The sequence below is a fragment of the Mesorhizobium sp. USDA 4413 genome (assembly GCF_056280365.1).
In genome coordinates this window covers 2,626,801-2,642,928 of the sequence record NZ_JBVPRP010000001.1, presented here as the reverse complement: position 1 = coordinate 2,642,928, position 16,128 = coordinate 2,626,801, and the positions used below count along the sequence as shown (strand labels likewise).

Here is a 16,128-nt window from a genome sequence, read left to right as displayed (position 1 = left end):
GAAATTAGCGAATAACCGGCTCGCCGTGAAAGCGTCGCCGCGAGGGCGGCGAAACGCCGAAGCCGACTTCCATCATCAGCCGCGGGCTGTGCGCCGGTACGGTGCCCATGTGGAAGCCGAACGGATCCTCGACGAAACCAAGCCCTGCCTCTCCGGTAAGTGTCACGGCACTTTGCTCGCCATAGACGCCCAGAACCTCTTCTGCGGGATGGCCGACGAGAAGCGTCAGTTGATGCTTGAGCGCGCGTCGCTTGTGACTGCCGCGGACATAGACATGCGGGCCGGTGCTCTCGTCTACCGGCAGTAGGTAAAAGAAGAACTTCAACATCCGCCAGTCGTCAAGATCGAAGTGGTATTTGCCGAGTGATGCCAGGTTCTTGTCTGCGTCCGAGGCCTGGCTGGTGGGGAAGCTCCACCAGACGCGGGTGGTGATGAGTTTCGCCTGGCCGCCGAGATAGTGTGCAGCGATATCCATGAGCAACGGATCGTTTTGGATGGCAACTGCCGCCTTGCAGCCGAGAATGCGCTCGAAATAGTGGCCGCTGAGCAACGGGCGGCCAAACCGAGCTTCAGCCTGTGCGTGCTCCGTCGGCATGAATTCGAAACGGCGATCGAAGTTGCCAAAGCAAGGTGTGCACCGGACGAAAGCTGCAACCTCCTCATGGATAAATTTGGGTAAGACGAGTCCGGAAAAAAGCCCATCCGACCGCAGCGCATCGACAACGTCCCGGCGATTGACGCCGACAAACATCGTTTCCCGCGCTTTCTGCGACGCTCGAACAGGCTTTGCACCAAGCCAGTGCATTCTGCGTGCCGGCATAGTGCGGGCGAGCACGAACATCGGCAGCCACGCTGGATTCTCGCGAAGATCCGACAGATATGTCGGAATGCGTACGGCCATGCGACGTAGCATACTGCCGTTTCGTGCGATCGCCTCGAGACTTGTAGCGCCGGCTTTCTCGGTATTCGTAACGGTCATCAGGATCCTCAGGTATGAATGCACTTTCGACGAAGCATTGTTTCTCCCCGCTTCGTCCGTATTACCCAAGCCCGATTCCCGCAGCGCAAGAACGCTAACCGCGCCTCAGTTTTTGTGCAACGCACAATTGCCGCGCCGCGCAAAATGCAGTTAGGTCACTGCGCGCTTTCGAACACGCCTTGCGAAGCTGTCACCTTAATCTATCAGGAACTGTCCGGCATTAGGCAGCAAAGACCACCAATTGCACGTTAAGTAATTGGATTTCTGGCCAAGTTCACGATGCCCAATTCGTGCAAGACTCGCTTGCGCAGATTGGCTTCCTACTTCTGATTAACCATTCAACCTCCTTTCGATCGGCTCCTGAGCGCGTTCCAGGTAGGAGCCATCCATCTGGTGGCCAATCGCCCGCCGCGACCGTTGCATGCCTGCCGGTTTGGAGCCTGAACTGAGCAATCAAATCAGCTATCGCCTTCTCGTCCGCGCAGCCCGCTGCCGTGGTCACGTGCGTCCCGTCTCGGTCCGGCCTTGGAAATACGCGGTCCAGCCGCCTTCCGAGCGGAGGGGGACTGAGCCGTAGCGAAGTCAGAGACAACAACCGAGAGGGCGGCATTTCCTGCTGTCGCCGGAATTCCGGACGCTCACCGTCATGGATCTCGCCACGGTCCGCTAGGAGCCGGCAATGGCTGGTTCAGGAAGGTGCGCTGGCCGGAAACCGACGGCGAGCTACTGCCCGAAATGCGGCGCGCTGCGCTGCCACGCGACGAGCCGCGGCCGCTTCAAGTGCTCTGACAAAGTTGCAAGGCGGTCTTCACCACTCCCTACCAGGACGAAGACGGGACCAACGCCAACCAGATCGAAACCGTCTTCTCGCGGATGCAGCGGGCCTATGTCGGCACCCCACCGCTTCTCGCTCAAATACTTCGACTGGTACGTCGCCGAGCTCGCCTGGCGCGAGGACACCCGGTACCACGGCGCTAGACGTTCAGCGTCCTGCGAACCGCGCTGTCGCGGCCGACCTCCCGGTTCCTCTGCGGCTACTGGGAGGTCAACAAACCGCCAGACCTGATCTGGGAGACGTAACTCAACAACGTCAGATCAAGGCCCAATCGACCCCGTTGGACGGTCCACCGGATCTGGCGTTGGCGCAAACGTCAGTTCCTCGGGTCCAATGATGTGGACAGAAGCGTCGGTCCTGGCGAGTTCGGCGAGTCCAGTCTTGCAGCTGTTGCGGCTGAATAACAGATACTGCTTGCCTGGTTTGTTCCTCCCGTAGGAAGTCGTCTCCGATCTCTTCTTCAACAGATCGAGCATTCCCGTGTCGATCTTAACCGAGCGCCACTTGCATTCGCCGTAGAAGAACGTCTCGTCGAGGAGGCGGCCCGCGACATCGATATCGTCGGCATGGCCCCAGATGCTGCCGACTTCGCGGGCTGGACTGCCCAGGACCTCGGCGAGATGAAGGCGAGCGTGGTCCAGGCAGATGCCCTCGAAAGCGCCTCTCATGTATTCGGGGAAACGTCTCTGGATGTACTGGTCGTAGGTTTCGGCGCCGTAACCGCCGTTGATCGCCGTTAGGTTCGGTCTAACGAACCTGTGCCAGAAACCCATAAGTCGGTCGGTCAAGACGACGCGTTTGTTCCGCGACTTCTCTGCCGCGTCGAGCGACCGCACACTGCTCACGAGATGGAGCCGCTCGAGCCTGTCGATGTACTGGCCGACCGCGGTAGTCGGCATCTGCAGCCGCGTCGCGATGTCCCCGGCGGAATGCAGACCTTCCGAGATCGCGGCCACGATGCTCGCGTAGATTCCCGGTTCCCGAAGCTCGCTCTGCAGAAGGGTGTTAGGTTCGTCGATCAGGGTCCCGGTCTCTTTCAGGAGCAGATTGATGACGTTTTCGCGCAGGCTTGCATACGGGTCGAAGAGGGTCAGGTAGTACGGCACGCCACCGAAAATGGCGTAGGTCTCTATGAGCTGCTCGGCGCTGTACTCCGGAAAGAACCCCGAAAGGTCGCGCAGGGGCAACTGCCGCACCTCCAGGCGCAGCGTCATGCGCCCGTAAAGCGGGTCTTTTCCGCCAGCAGGTCCCATCTGAGCGACCGCAGAGCCGCACAGGATGATCTTGAGGTTTCCCGCGCGTGCCGCCCCGGAGTCCCAGAACCGTTGGATTACCGATGGCAAAGCGCTGTCCTGATCGACGAGGTACGGGAATTCGTCGATCGTGACCACAGTGCCCGGTTTGGCCTTGGCTGCTTCGGCTACGAAGTGGAAAATACCATCCCAGCTGTCGAGCGATGCCAGGACGGGTGACGGGCCAAGAACCCGGGCCACCTCGAGCTTGAACTGTTCCATGTTCAGGACTGAGGAGACCCGCGTCGCCTGGAAATAGATTTCCTTGCGGCCGACGGCAGCTTGGCGTAGGAGCCTTAACTTGCCGATCCCGCGGCGGCCATAGGCGATGACGAGCGATGCCGAACGCCGCTCCTTTTATAATCACGATTATTATAATCTAGATTATAAAGTGTCCAGCCGACACACTGGTCTGAGATAGACCATCCGGCGTGCCGGATGTGCGTTGCGATGCCGTTGGTAGAGCCTTCAAGCAAACTTGGCCACGCAACGCCGCGGGGGCGATCTCTCAGAGGAACTGCCTGTTTGTGGTCTTGCGACCGTGCCGCCAGGCCGTATTCGGAATCCTCCGCGACGCGGCGTTTCGACTCGTCCGAATGCGCTGCGAAGTTCTCGCAGGCAGGTGGACTGGGCAATGAAGCGGAGATCGTCGACTAGGTGTCGCGTAAGCTGTCGGCCGCCTTGACCCAGCTCAGGAAAGCCGGCGAGTGAGGTCATCGAGGAACTGAAGGCAGCGACATGGAACTTCAAGTGCCGCGTTGGTCAGTGGCACTGTTGAACTGTTTAGGGTTGACGAGTCACGATCGCACGATCTGCTGTCTGGAGCGTGTCACGTATGAGGCTCAAATGCTTCACGCTAGGCGCCCATCGTAGGCACGACGGCAATGCTGGCGCATCCCGTCGCCATCCGGCGACCATCTGGCCAAGCCCCGCAACGGTCCTGACAATCGGCACGCTCATCCAGTTCCTCCGTTTCCTGTGTCGTCGGCGTCAGCGCCCTTGGGCGCATCGGCAAAGACGTGCTCGGCGGCAGGGAAGCGCCGCTTGCGCACCTCATCCGCATAGGCAGCGATCGCGGCGCCGGCCTGATCACCGAGTTCTGCGTAGCGCTTGACGAATTTCGGCTTGAACGGGGAAAACAGGCCGAGCATGTCGTCACTCACCAGGATCTGGCCATCGCAGGCCGGTGAGGCGCCGATGCCGATGGTGGGGATGCCAATCTCGCTGGTGATGCGGCGCGCGAGCTGCTCTGGTACCTTTTCAAGTACGACCGAAAAGGCCCCGGCTTGCGCGACCGATATCGCGTCGCGCCTGATCCGCTCGGCGTCCTCTCCCCTGCCCTGTACACGGTAGCCGCCGAAACCGTTGACGGCCTGCGGCGTCAGGCCGATATGAGCCATGACAGGGATGCCACGAGCACCGAGGAATTGGATAGTAGCGGCCATCGCCTCGCCGCCCTCCAACTTGACAGCCGCGCAGCCGGTCTCAGCCATTAAACGAGCCGCGTTGCGGAACGCCTGCTCGGGACTTTCCTCATAAGAGCCGAACGGCAGGTCAACGACCATCAGAGCCTTCTCCAGGCCACCGCGCACGGCCTTGGCGTGCATGATCATCATGTCGAGGGTAACGCCGAGCGTCGACGGCAGGCCGTGCAGCACCATGCCCACGCTGTCGCCGACAAGAACGATGTCGCAATGTCGATCGACCAGTTTTGCAATCGGCGTCGTATAGGCCGTCAGGCATACCAGGGGGACGCCGCCCTTACGCGCCCGAATATCGGGCGGTGTAATCGCCTTCGAATCGCGTGCTGTGCTCAATGCATGCCTCCTTCCCCTACGTCACCCACCGCAAGTGTCGCGTTTGGCACGTTTATGTGCAAATGCGAAGAGTTAAATATTGGCCATGCATTTTCGCAGTGTTGACGTGCAGGTCGCTGCGTTTAAATTAAATCGATTAAGGCACCCAGGCCGACCAACCCATTTTCGCGACCATGGACAAACAGGCAAAAGGAACCAGGAAAGACCGAGCCGCCGTCAAGGCCGACGAAGTCAAAGTCGATCTGATCGCCCTTGTCGTCGCTGTAAACGACAATGAACCCTGTGTCCTCACCATCGGGCAGGCGGATACGCTACCTTCGGGACCATTTGCGCTTGAGCACCGATCGCTGCAGTCGGGGTTGAGGGGGTGGGTCGAGCAGCAGACTGGCCATCCGCTGGGCTACATTGAGCAACTCTACACCTTCGCCGATCGAGACCGCATCGGCTCCGGGCGCCAGCAGCGCGCTATCTCCATCAGCTATCTCGCACTCACGCGCAAAGAACAGGCAGCGGGCTCGCGTAAGTGCGGTTGGCGGAGCTGGTATGAATATTTTCCATGGGAGGATCACCGCTCCGGGACGCCGTCGGTGGAGTTGGACGTCCTGCGACCGAGGCTGATTGAATGGGCAGACGGCGCCGGCGACGCGGCGACGAGACGCGAACGTCGACAGCGGGCAGCAACAGCCTTCGGCCTCGACGGACGCCCTTGGAATGAGGAACTCACGCTTCAACGTTACGAGTTAGTCTACGAAGCAGGACTGGTCCAAGAGGCCGGGAGCGGGCGCGACCCGACGCGGCCTTCGCTGGTGCCCAGCAAGTCCATGGTTGCCGATCATCGGCGCATCATGGCGACGGGCATTGCGAGACTGCGCTCCAAGATCAAATACCGGCCGGTCGTCTTTGAGCTGATGCCGCAGTCTTTTACGCTGCTACAGCTGCAACGAACCGTGGAAGCTTTGGCCGGCAGGCTGATCAACAAACCGAACTTCCGCAGGCTTGTCGAGCAGCAGGAGTTGGTCGAGGAGACAGGCCAGACGTCGCTCGAGACGGGCGGGCGGCCGGCGAAGCTCTTCCGCTTCCGCCGTGCCGTTCTTGACGACAGCGCTGTCGTTTTGGGGACAAGATTGCCGCTTGCGCGGGCTTGACACCTTTATAGTCGGCGTAGATATATGCTGCTTATTGTCACCCAGAACATAAGCGGAGGTGCGGATGATCGGCGCGTTACCTACGGCCGCGTCGCTCTACGAGCGCGTCCGGCGCGTTATCCCGCGAGTCGAATGGCCGGCCTTTGCCGATGACATCGACGCCATCCTGGCGCTGAAACGCGAACGCAACGCCGCCATCCTGGCGCACAACTATCAGACGCCCGAAATCTTTCATTGCGTGGCCGACATTGTCGGCGACAGCCTGGCACTGGCTCGCGAGGCGATGACGGTCGATGCGGATCTGATCGTGGTCGCTGGGGTGCACTTCATGGCTGAGACCGCCAAGCTTCTCAACCCGGACAAGATTGTGCTCATTCCGGATCTCCGCGCCGGCTGTTCGCTGGCGGACTCGATCACGGCCGAGGACGTGCGCCTGATGCGGCAACGCTATCCCGGCGTGCCGGTCGTGACCTACGTCAACACCTCCGCGGCGGTGAAGGCAGAATCGGACATCTGCTGCACCTCGGGCAATGCACTTGCGGTCGTGAAGTCCCTCAAAGTGCCGCGGGTGATCATGCTGCCCGATGAATATCTGGCGAGAAACATCGCGGCGCAGACGAAGGTCGAGATCATCGCCTGGAAGGGACGCTGCGAGGTCCACGAACGCTTCGGCCCGGCCGACATTCGCGAGCTACGCGAAGCGCATCCCGGCGTCACGGTGCTCGCCCACCCCGAGTGCCCGCCAGAGGTCGTCGCGGAAGCCGATTTCGCAGGCTCGACGGCGGCGATGTCCGACTATGTCGGACGGCATAAGCCGGCGCGTGTTGTGCTGATGACGGAATGCTCGATGAGCGACAATGTCGCGGTCGAGCATCCTGACGTGGACTTCGTGCGTCCCTGCAACCTTTGCCCGCACATGAAGCGTATTACGCTAGGCAATATCCGCAGCGCGCTCAAGGAGAACCGACACATCGTCACGATCGATCCCCGTGTCGCCGAGCGCGCCCGCTGGGCCGTCGAGCGCATGCTCTTCGTATGACGACCTACATCCATGACATCGGTGGGGCGCCGGTCATCATCGGCGCTGGCCTCGCCGGACTGATGACGGCGCTGCATCTGGCGCCAGAGCCGGTCATCCTCCTCTCCAGGACACCACTTGGGACGGATGCCTCGAGCACACTCGCGCAGGGTGGGCTTGCGGCAAGCCTTGGCGAGGACGACAGCACTGACCTGCACCTTGCCGATACGCTTGCCGTCGGCGATGGGCTTTGCAACGAAGAAATAGCCAGGCGAGTGATCGAGGCCGTCCCTCACGCGGTCGAGAACCTCATTCGTCTTGGTGCTCCCTTCGACCGCGCTTTGGATGGGAAACTGCGGCTTGGCCTGGAGGCAGCCCATTCACGGCGCCGGATCGTCCATGCTGCTGACGCCACAGGTCATCAGTTGTTTCATGCGCTGCTTGCCGTGGCGCGGCGCACCCGTTCGATCACAATCATGGAAGGCATAACAGCCCTTCGGCTGGTGGTCGCCGAGGGCTGCACCGTTGGCGTGCTGGCTGTGCTGAACAGCGGCGTCTTTGCCTTGCCCACCCGCCGTGTGGTGTTGGCGACCGGCGGCATAGGTGGCCTGTTTTGCGACACAACCAACCCGCTTTCTTCGTTTGGCCACGGGCTGGCGCTGGCCGCCTGTGCCGGCGCCGAGCTCGCCGACCTCGAATTTGTGCAGTTCCATCCGACGGCGCTCGACACGGAGCGCAGGCCAATGCCGCTTATAAGTGAAGCGGTACGGGGCGAAGGCGCGGTCCTGACTGATGAACATGGTCTGCGCTTCCTTGCCGACACGCCTGGCGCCGAGCTCGCATCGCGAGATGTGGTCGCACGCGCAATTGCGCATCATCTCGCCGCTGGGCATCGTGTTTATCTCGATGCCCGCCGATGCCTCGGGCAAAAATTCGCAAAACGTTTCCCGGCGATCGAGGGAATTTGCAAGCAGGCCGGCATCGATCCGGCCGTGGATCCGATCCCCGTGCGCCCGGCCGCCCACTATCACATGGGCGGTGTGGCCGTGGACGCTGACGGGCGCAGTTCCGTTAGCGGTCTGTGGGCATGCGGCGAGGTCGCCTGCACCGGACTGCATGGAGCAAATCGGCTCGCCAGCAACTCGCTGGCCGAAGCAGTCGCGACAGCGGCCTGGGTAGCGGCAAGTGTCGCCGGCACTTGCCGAGGCTGGCAGTGGTCTAGACTCCCAGCAATGGTTCCCATGCGACCCGACCCTTCACCCATTCGCCAACTCGTCTCCAATGCCCTTGGCATCATCCGGACAGGCAAAGGGTTGCGCGACGCGATCGCAGCTCTACTGCCGACCGCTGTTGGTGAGACAGCGGCGGCCGATCCGGCGCTGGTATCCATGTTGATCGCGATCGCGGCACTTCGGCGCGAGGAAAGCCGCGGCTCTCACTACCGGTCCGATTTTCCCAGGCGCGATGTTGACCCCCTCCCCTCCCGGCTGACGCTCTGCACAGCCTTCGAGAAGGCCGTCGCGCTCAACTGGCAAGCAGCCGAACGGAGCCTCTGATATGAATTCACTTGCGCCGCTTCCCCAGATTGTCATGGAGCCGATCGTCCGCGCAGCCTTGCTGGAGGATCTGGGCCGAGCCGGCGACATCACCAGCGATGCCATCATCCCCGCCGATTGCAAGGCAACGCTTGCCTTGAATTCCCGGCAGGCCGGCGTTGTCGCCGGGCTCGATCTGGTGATGTTTGCCTTTCTGCTGGTCGATCCCGGGATCAGCATGCAGTTGCGCTGCCCGGAGGGCGGCAAGGTTTCCGCCGGGGAGACCATCGCGGTCGTAAGCGGGCCGGCGCGAAGCCTGCTGACGGCCGAGCGGACCGCGCTCAATTTCCTATGCAAGCTGAGTGGCATCGCAACGGCGACGGCCTCGCTTGTAAACGCGGTACGCGGCCATAGCACCAAGATCGTATGCACGCGAAAAACAACGCCAGGCCTGCGTACCCTTGAAAAATATGCCGTGCGCGCCGGCGGCGGCGCCAATCACCGCTTCGCGCTCGACGACGCCGTGCTCATCAAGGACAACCACATCGCCATTGCCGGCGACATCCGTACCGCAATCGAGCGGGCGCGTAGTGCGGTAGGCCACATGGTCAAAATCGAGGTCGAGGTCGAGACGCTGCAGCAGCTTGAGATGGCGCTCCAAGTCGGCGTCGACGCCGTTCTCCTCGACAATATGTCACTCGAGGATCTTGGGCAGGCCGTGGCAATGGTCGGAGGCAGAGCTGTCACCGAAGCGTCGGGCCGGGTGACACCGAAAACGGCCCCCGCAATCGCGGCGACAGGCGTCGATCTCATCTCGGTCGGCTGGCTTACCCACAGCGCTCCCATCCTCGACATTGGCCTGGATATGCCGGCGGACCGGAATTGCCGCAGGCATCTGAACTGAGGGAGAGGACATGAACCGGGACCGCAAGAACCACTTTGGCCGCAGGCTAACTCGCGCCGCCACGTCCTTAGTTCCACCGACCGCCGACCCAAGCCAGCTCCTTGGCGCACCGCATAGTTCTAGCGGCGAGGAGAAACCGACGGGCCAGGGGCAAACAAAGGACCGCGTGGAAGCACTTGGCTTTATCATCTGTCGGCTCGACGAACTGCGCCAGATGGCTGCCTCTCACGGACTGGTAGCACTCGGTTGCCTGTTGGATGTCGCCTTCACCGAATCCTGCGACGCGATCAGAAGGGAGCGTTCTTGCACTCAAGCCGGAGAAAGCACGCGATAGGCGCCGAGAAAACGAGGCACCGGGGCAAAGGATCGAAAGTCGCTTTGGAGGAAGGGATGCGCAAAATCGTTGCCGGCAAGCTGCACGGCATCCACGTCACCGAGGCCAATCTCGACTATCACGGCTCGATCACGCTCGATCCCGATCATTGCGAGGAGGCAGGCATCCTGCCGATGGAATTCGTCGAGATCTGGAACAAGAATTCGGGCGCGCGGATCTCGACCTATGTCATCCTCGGCGAGCGCGGGTCGCGCTGTTGCATCCTTAACGGTGCCGCGGCCCGCACCTGCCAGCCAGGCGACCTGGTCATCATCTGCAACTCGGTCTATGTGCACGAGAGCGAGTTGACCGCGCTCAGACCGCGTGTGCTGACCTTCGACAAGGATAATCGGATCGTCGACCGCCTGACTTATTCGGTAGAGCGCGATGCAGGCGGAGGCTACGGTTTTTCCATACTCAATGAATCCAACGAGGTACTGCGCGTGCCGGCGCTGGTGAGCAGATCGTGACGGGCTCCGAAGTCCGCTTTCTTGGCTGATAGCCGAACGTTTTTTGCTTATGGAGGTGGAATGAACGCGGAACTTGGCCCGAACCTGACATCGGACCCTCTCGGTTGGGCGCTGCCGCCCTGGACGCGAGAGGAAGCCCAAGTGGTCTACGATCTGCCCTTCAACGACCTGCTCTTCCGGGCTCAGACGGTTCATCGCGAGAATTTCGATCCCAACCGGGTGCAGCTGTCGCGGCTGCTGTCGATCAAGACCGGCGGCTGCCCCGAGGATTGCGGCTATTGCAGCCAGTCCGCGCATCACCAGTCCGGCCTCAAGGCCTCTAAGCTGATGGAAGTTCAGCGCGTCATTGCCGAGGCCCGGAAAGCGCGCGATGCGGGCGCCACGCGCTATTGCATGGGTGCTGCCTGGCGCAGCCCCAAGGAGCGTGACATGGAGGCGGTGGTCGCCATGGTCGAGGGCGTGAAGGCGCTCGGCATGGAGACCTGCATGACGCTCGGCATGCTCGATCTCGAACAGGCCGCTCGATTGAAGCAGGCGGGGCTCGACTACTACAACCACAACATCGACACCTCGGAGCGCTACTACGGCGAGGTCATCAGCACGCGCAGTTTTGCGGATCGGCTGGATACGCTCGAGAACGTCCGCCAATCCGGCATCAAGGTCTGCTGCGGCGGGATTGTTGGAATGGGCGAAGAGCCGGTGGACCGCATCGACATGCTGGTGACTTTGGCCAACCTGCCGGAGCCGCCCGACAGCGTTCCAATCAACATGCTCATCCCGATCGCTGGCACCCCACTTGCCGACGCCAGCCCTATCGAGCCGATCGAGTTCGTGCGCACCATCGCGCTCGCCCGCATCATGATGCCGAAATCGTATATCCGCCTTTCAGCCGGCCGCACCGCCATGAGCGACGAGATGCAGGCGCTGTGCTTTTTTGCCGGCGCCAATTCGGTCTTCGTCGGCGACACGCTGCTGACGGCGGGCAATCCCGGCCAGGACGAGGATGCGCTGCTCTTTCGGCGTCTGGGCATCGAGCGGATGGAACTGGAGGCTGAGTGAACGAGGCACCGTTTGCCCGCTACGAAGCGACCTTGCAGGGACTGGCGCGCAAGGACCGGCTGCGGCGGCTTGCGCCGCGCGCCGGGCTCGACTTCTCATCGAACGACTATCTCGGGCTTGCCGCCTGCAAGAGGCTTGGCGACGCGGTTGTGGCTGCGATCGCGCGGGGCACGCCGGTCGGCGCAACAGGATCGCGGCTGCTGCGCGGCAACGCGCCGGAGCATGAGCAATTGGAAGCTCACGCTGCGGCGTTTTTCGGGGCCGAGCGCGCGCTTTTCTTCGGCGGCGGTTACATCGCCAATTTCGCTATTCTGACGACGCTGCCGCAGAAGGGCGACCTACTCGTCCTCGACGAGCTCGCCCATGCCAGCATGCACGAGGGTGCGCGCGCCGGACGCGCGGAGTTCGTTCTGGCCGCGCACAACGACCTCGACGCCGTCGAGAACGCCATCGCGCGCTGGCGCGCCGAAGGCGGCATGGGACGTGTCTGGATCGCGGTCGAAAGCCTCTACAGCATGGGTGGGGACTGCGCGCCTATGGAGAGCCTTGTGGCGCTCGCCGACCGGCACGAGGCGTTCATCGTTGTCGACGAGGCGCACGCTACCGGCGCCTGGGGACCGGACGGCCGCGGCCTTGCCGTCGCTTTCGAGGGGCGCGACAACGTCCTCGCACTGCATACATGCGGCAAGGCGCTCGGCGCATCTGGCGCTCTCGTCACCGGCCCAAGGACACTGTGCGACTATCTCGTCAACCGCTGCCGTCCGTTCATCTATTCCACCGCGCCATCGCCGCTGATGGCCGTGGCCGCGCGCGAGGCGCTCGCGATATTGTCCGATGAACCAGAGCGTCGTCTCCGGTTGCATGAAATTATTGCATTTGCGGGCCGGCAGCTGGCCGAGCGCCTCGGCGCAGCGGCCAGCGGCTCGCAGATCCAGCCAATTATCATCGGCGACAACCGGCGCACCATGGCGGTGGCGGCGGCACTGCAGGCCCGCGGCTTCGACATACGCGGCATTCGTCCACCGACTGTGCCGGAAGGGACGTCGCGCCTGCGCATATCGCTGACGCTCAACGTCGATAAAGCCGCCATATCCGCCATGATCGATGCGCTTGTCGAGGCGTTGGCCCAGAATGACCAAAGGTGACATGACCCGAAGCGACATCAGCAGAGGCATAGTCATCACCGGAACGGATACCGGCATCGGCAAGACGGTGTTTTCGGCGGGCCTCGCCGGCCTGCTCGACGGCTTCTACTGGAAACCGGTGCAATCGGGCCTCGACGAAGAGACAGACAGCGAGGCTGTTGCCCGGCTTTCCGGCCTGCCGGCGGGGCGCATCCTGCCGGAAGTCTATCGTCTGAAGACGCCACTGTCGCCGCATCGTTCGGCCGAAATCGATGGCGTCGCAATCGAGGCGGCGAAACTTTCACTCCCGGACTTGCCAGGCCCGCTCATCATCGAAGGCGCTGGCGGAGTGATGGTACCGCTCAATCGGCAGACAAGATTCATCGACATATTCGGGGAATGGCAACTGCCGGTCATTCTTTGCGCGCGCACCGCCCTCGGCACCATCAATCACACATTGTTGTCGATCGAGGCGCTCAGGGCCCGTGCCATCCCGCTCATCGGCGTCGCCTTCATCGGCGAGGAAATGGCGGACAGCCAAAGGACGATCGTGGAATTTGGCAATGTGCGGCAGCTCGGCAGGCTGCCGCACCTTGATCCGCTGACATCTAAAACCTTGAGGGAAGCGATGGTTTCGGGCTTCGATCTCTCGCCGATTGCACGCGGTCAATGATGTCGCAATCCCGCGTTTGGCACCCTTTCACCCAGCACGCGCTCGAGCCGGCGATGCCCGAAATTGTCCGGACTGAAGGCGCTTATCTCCACAAGGCCGATGGCACCCGCATCCTCGACGCCATTTCGTCCTGGTGGGTCGTCACCCATGGCCATCGCCATCCGCGCATCGTCAAGGCCATCGAGACGACCGCGTCGGCGCTCGACCAGATCATCTTCGCCGGCTTCACGCACGAGCCGGCCGAGCGCCTCGCCAAGGCGCTGGCGGACCTTGCACCGTCCGGACTCGACTGGGTGTTTTATTCCGACAGCGGCTCGACCTCTGTCGAGGTCGCGCTGAAGATGGCGCTCGGCTATTTCCGCAATATTGGCGCGCCGCGCTCGCGCATCGTCGTCATGGAGCACAGCTACCATGGCGACACGATCGGCACGATGAGCGTCGGCGCGCGCGGTGTCTTCAACGCCGCCTACGAACCCATGCTGTTCGAAGTCGACACCATCCCCTTCCCGGCTGCGGGACGCGAGCAGGAAACGCTGGATCGGTTCGAGGTCGTCTCTCGCGACCGGCGCGCAGCCGCGCTTATTGTCGAGCCGCTGGTGCTCGGCGCCGGCGGCATGCTGATGTATCCGGGCTGGATTTTGGCTGAACTCAAGAGGATCGCCGAGGCTTCGGGCACGCTCCTGATCGCCGACGAAGTGATGACCGGCTGGGGACGCACCGGAACCATGTTCGCCTGCGAGCAGGCGAATATCTCGCCCGACATCCTTTGCACCTCGAAGGGCCTGACCGGCGGCACCATTCCGCTCGCCGCGACGCTGGCGACCGACGCCATCTTCCAGGCCCACTATTCGGTCGACCGGAAGAAGACCTTCTTCCATTCGAGCTCCTATACGGCCAATCCGATTGCGTGCGCGGCGGCACTCGCAAACGTCGAGATCTGGCAGGACGAGCCTGTTATCGAACGGATCGCGGCGCTCGCCGCGCTGCAGGCCGCTGGCCTTCAGCGCTTTCACGACAATGCTTGCTTCACCGACCGCCGGATCACCGGCACGATCGCTGCGCTCGATCTGGGTACCGCATCCCCCGGCTATCTGGCCGAGATCGGTCCAAAGTTGCGGGCATTCTTCCTCGAGCAGGGATTGCTGGTGCGCCCGCTCGGCAATGTGCTTTATCTGCTCCCACCCTATTGCGTAACCAGCGCCGAGCTCGATCGGCTTTATGACGCCATCGAGGAGGCCGGCGAACGCTTCGGATCCAAGCCATGAGCAGGTCCTCGCGCATCCTCGGGCTTGGCCATCAAGTGCCTGGGCGCAAGGTTGAAAACGCCGAGATCGAGAACAATCTCGGCCTCGAGCCAGGCTGGATCGAACGGCGCACCGGAATTCGCTCGCGCTTCTGGGCGACTGATGAAGACACGCTTTCGGGCCTTGCCGCGCTCGCCGGCGACATGGCGCTGGCAAATGCCGGTATCGATCGGAGCGACATCGGTCTTCTCTTGCTCGCCACGTCAACCCCCGACCATCTCCTGCCGCCGAGCGCGCCGCTGGTCGCGCACCGGCTCGGGCTCGGCCGCGCCGGTGCCATCGACCTGACCGGCGCCTGCGCCGGTTTCATCTATGCGCTGATGTTCGCCGACGGGTTCACCTGCGTGCACGGTCGACCCGCCCTTGTCATTTCCGCCAACATTTTGAGCCGCCGCATCAACCCGGCCGAGCGCGCCAGCGCCGTGCTGTTTGCTGATGCCGCCGGGGCAGTCGTGATCGGTCCCAGCGAGGATGCAGAACGCGGCATTCTCGGCGCTTCGGTGGATTCGGACGGTTCGCGCTACGGATTGATCCAGATCCCCGCCGGAGGAAGCAACACGCCTTTTGACAACGACCTTGATCTCGCGCAGACGCGCATGACGATCGTCGACGGCCGCGAAGTGTTCGCCAAAGCCGTGGAGATGATGACGGCATGTTCAAGGGACGCGCTCGCCAAAGCTCAAATGCGACCGCAAGACATCGACCGGTTCGTCCCGCATCAAGCCAACGCCCGCATTTTCGATGCCGTCGGCCGAAACCTCGGCATTAATGACCAGGCAATCGTCAAGACGATTGCCGAATACGGTAACTCTTCGGCCGCAACGATCCCGCTTTCGTTGTCGCTCGCCAATCATGCGCAGCCACTCCGGCGGGGTGAGAAAATCCTTCTGGCGGCAGCGGGCGCCGGTCTCAACGGCGGCGCGCTCGTGGTCGGAATGTAGCCGCGCGCCGGCCCCGACACGACATGAAGACTATTCATGCGGGACGCAAAAAAGGACAACAGACCAATGCGAAAAGTAGTCGCTGGCAAACTCCACGGCATCCACGTCACTGAAGCAAACCTCAACTACCATGGTTCGATAACGCTCGACCCTGACCACTGCGAGGCAGCCGGGATCCTGCCCATGGAATTCGTGGAAATATGGAACAAGAATTCCGGGGCGCGGATTTCGACCTATGTCATCCTCGGCGAGCGCGGGTCACGATGCTGCATCCTCAATGGTGCTGCCGCCCGCACCTGCCAGCCTGGCGACCCGATCATCGTGTGCAACTCTATCTACCTGAACGAAGCGCATATCGCAGCGCTGAAGCCGCGGATCGTCGCGTTCGACCAGGACAATCACATACGCGAGCGTCTGACCTACTCGGTCGACCTCGACGCATGTGGCCGTTACAGTTTCTCGATCCATGATGAAGCCAATGAGGCATTGGCTACTCCTGCGCTTGTTTTCCGGGCGTGACTTGTCCCTGGCACATGCATGAGCCGATGCGGTGTTTCCCGTCCCCGTCCACGTGGTGTCTTGACCCGCCGTGAGGAGGCTATGACGAACTTCGAGGCCATCCTGATCGGCGAGCGCTGAGTGGCGCCGTAGGGTAGCGG

The 16,128-nt window shown here is 62.2% G+C and carries 14 protein-coding genes and 1 pseudogene; 11 read left to right on the top strand and 4 right to left on the bottom strand.

The genetic code is table 11. The annotated features are described in order from the left end of the window. Positions 1-4 precede the first annotated feature (4 nt). The 4 genes and pseudogenes from ACVMIM_RS12665 to panB form a co-directional block, all read right to left on the bottom strand. Positions 5-979, bottom strand: coding sequence for a hypothetical protein (locus tag ACVMIM_RS12665; RefSeq protein ID WP_476112285.1), 975 nt, complete (start codon positions 977-979; stop codon positions 5-7). A 1,095-nt stretch (positions 980-2,074) separates the two neighbouring features. Next, entirely contained in the window at positions 2,075-2,587 is a 513-nt protein-coding gene (locus ACVMIM_RS12660) for a DUF234 domain-containing protein (protein WP_476117201.1), read from the bottom strand. Positions 2,588-2,914: 327 nt separating this feature from the next. Continuing rightward, positions 2,915-3,445: pseudogene (locus ACVMIM_RS12655) on the bottom strand (AAA family ATPase); the annotation flags it as partial. Positions 3,446-4,062: 617 nt separating this feature from the next. Then, positions 4,063-4,923 (bottom strand): 3-methyl-2-oxobutanoate hydroxymethyltransferase, encoded by an 861-nt coding sequence (gene panB, locus ACVMIM_RS12650; RefSeq protein ID WP_040999435.1) that lies wholly within the window; start codon positions 4,921-4,923, stop codon positions 4,063-4,065. A gap of 173 nt (positions 4,924-5,096) precedes the next feature. Between panB and ACVMIM_RS12645 the strand changes: the two genes are divergently transcribed. The 11 genes from ACVMIM_RS12645 to panD (ACVMIM_RS12595) all read left to right on the top strand — a co-directional run bounded on the left by ACVMIM_RS12645 (position 5,097) and on the right by panD (ACVMIM_RS12595) (position 15,988). Continuing rightward, positions 5,097-6,068 carry an NUDIX hydrolase gene (locus ACVMIM_RS12645; protein ID WP_040999437.1) on the top strand — a complete coding sequence of 324 codons (972 nt, stop codon included), beginning with the start codon at positions 5,097-5,099 and terminating at the stop codon, positions 6,066-6,068. Positions 6,069-6,132: 64 nt separating this feature from the next. Continuing rightward, complete coding sequence (gene nadA, locus ACVMIM_RS12640) at positions 6,133-7,107, top strand: quinolinate synthase NadA (RefSeq protein ID WP_476112284.1); 975 nt, start codon at positions 6,133-6,135, stop codon at positions 7,105-7,107. After that, the gene (locus ACVMIM_RS12635) at positions 7,104-8,642 is read left to right on the top strand and encodes an L-aspartate oxidase (protein WP_040999441.1); all 1,539 of its coding nucleotides are present in this window, start codon (positions 7,104-7,106) and stop codon (positions 8,640-8,642) included. Before nadA ends, ACVMIM_RS12635 begins: the two co-directional genes overlap by 4 nt. A gap of 1 nt (position 8,643) precedes the next feature. Continuing rightward, entirely contained in the window at positions 8,644-9,525 is an 882-nt protein-coding gene (gene nadC, locus ACVMIM_RS12630) for a carboxylating nicotinate-nucleotide diphosphorylase (RefSeq protein WP_476112282.1), read from the top strand. Positions 9,526-9,915: 390 nt separating this feature from the next. Then, positions 9,916-10,368: an aspartate 1-decarboxylase gene (gene panD / locus ACVMIM_RS12625; RefSeq protein ID WP_476112280.1), complete on the top strand. Its 453-nt coding sequence runs from the start codon at positions 9,916-9,918 to the stop codon at positions 10,366-10,368. Positions 10,369-10,428: 60 nt separating this feature from the next. Continuing rightward, complete coding sequence (gene bioB / locus ACVMIM_RS12620; protein ID WP_476112278.1) at positions 10,429-11,427, top strand: biotin synthase BioB; 999 nt, start codon at positions 10,429-10,431, stop codon at positions 11,425-11,427. Next, positions 11,424-12,572, top strand: coding sequence for an 8-amino-7-oxononanoate synthase (locus ACVMIM_RS12615; protein WP_040999448.1), 1,149 nt, complete (start codon positions 11,424-11,426; stop codon positions 12,570-12,572). Before bioB ends, ACVMIM_RS12615 begins: the two co-directional genes overlap by 4 nt. A 16-nt stretch (positions 12,573-12,588) precedes the next feature. Beyond that, entirely contained in the window at positions 12,589-13,224 is a 636-nt protein-coding gene (bioD, locus tag ACVMIM_RS12610) for a dethiobiotin synthase (RefSeq protein WP_071101205.1), read from the top strand. Then, positions 13,224-14,489, top strand: a complete 1,266-nt coding sequence (locus ACVMIM_RS12605) for an adenosylmethionine--8-amino-7-oxononanoate transaminase (RefSeq protein ID WP_040999510.1) — start codon at positions 13,224-13,226, stop codon at positions 14,487-14,489. Before bioD ends, ACVMIM_RS12605 begins: the two co-directional genes overlap by 1 nt. After that, positions 14,486-15,469: a beta-ketoacyl-ACP synthase III gene (locus ACVMIM_RS12600; protein ID WP_476112276.1), complete on the top strand. Its 984-nt coding sequence runs from the start codon at positions 14,486-14,488 to the stop codon at positions 15,467-15,469. The genes ACVMIM_RS12605 and ACVMIM_RS12600 overlap by 4 nt, the downstream gene beginning before the upstream one ends. Before the next feature lie 66 nt (positions 15,470-15,535). Then, positions 15,536-15,988 (top strand): aspartate 1-decarboxylase, encoded by a 453-nt coding sequence (panD, locus tag ACVMIM_RS12595; protein ID WP_040999452.1) that lies wholly within the window; start codon positions 15,536-15,538, stop codon positions 15,986-15,988. Positions 15,989-16,128 lie beyond the last annotated feature (140 nt).

Bases quoted from the DNA above. Each gene is read 5' to 3' on its own strand.
- ACVMIM_RS12665 (WP_476112285.1), bottom strand. From the start codon at position 979: ATGACCGTTACGAATACCGAGAAAGCCGGCGCTACAAGTCTCGAGGCG.
- ACVMIM_RS12660 (WP_476117201.1), bottom strand. From the start codon at position 2,587: ATGGGTTTCTGGCACAGGTTCGTTAGACCGAACCTAACGGCGATCAAC.
- ACVMIM_RS12645 (WP_040999437.1), top strand. From the start codon at position 5,097: ATGGACAAACAGGCAAAAGGAACCAGGAAAGACCGAGCCGCCGTCAAG.
- nadA (WP_476112284.1), top strand. From the start codon at position 6,133: ATGATCGGCGCGTTACCTACGGCCGCGTCGCTCTACGAGCGCGTCCGG.
- ACVMIM_RS12635 (WP_040999441.1), top strand. From the start codon at position 7,104: ATGACGACCTACATCCATGACATCGGTGGGGCGCCGGTCATCATCGGC.
- nadC (WP_476112282.1), top strand. From the start codon at position 8,644: ATGAATTCACTTGCGCCGCTTCCCCAGATTGTCATGGAGCCGATCGTC.
- panD (WP_476112280.1), top strand. From the start codon at position 9,916: ATGCGCAAAATCGTTGCCGGCAAGCTGCACGGCATCCACGTCACCGAG.
- bioB (WP_476112278.1), top strand. From the start codon at position 10,429: ATGAACGCGGAACTTGGCCCGAACCTGACATCGGACCCTCTCGGTTGG.
- ACVMIM_RS12605 (WP_040999510.1), top strand. From the start codon at position 13,224: ATGTCGCAATCCCGCGTTTGGCACCCTTTCACCCAGCACGCGCTCGAG.
- ACVMIM_RS12600 (WP_476112276.1), top strand. From the start codon at position 14,486: ATGAGCAGGTCCTCGCGCATCCTCGGGCTTGGCCATCAAGTGCCTGGG.
- panD (WP_040999452.1), top strand. From the start codon at position 15,536: ATGCGAAAAGTAGTCGCTGGCAAACTCCACGGCATCCACGTCACTGAA.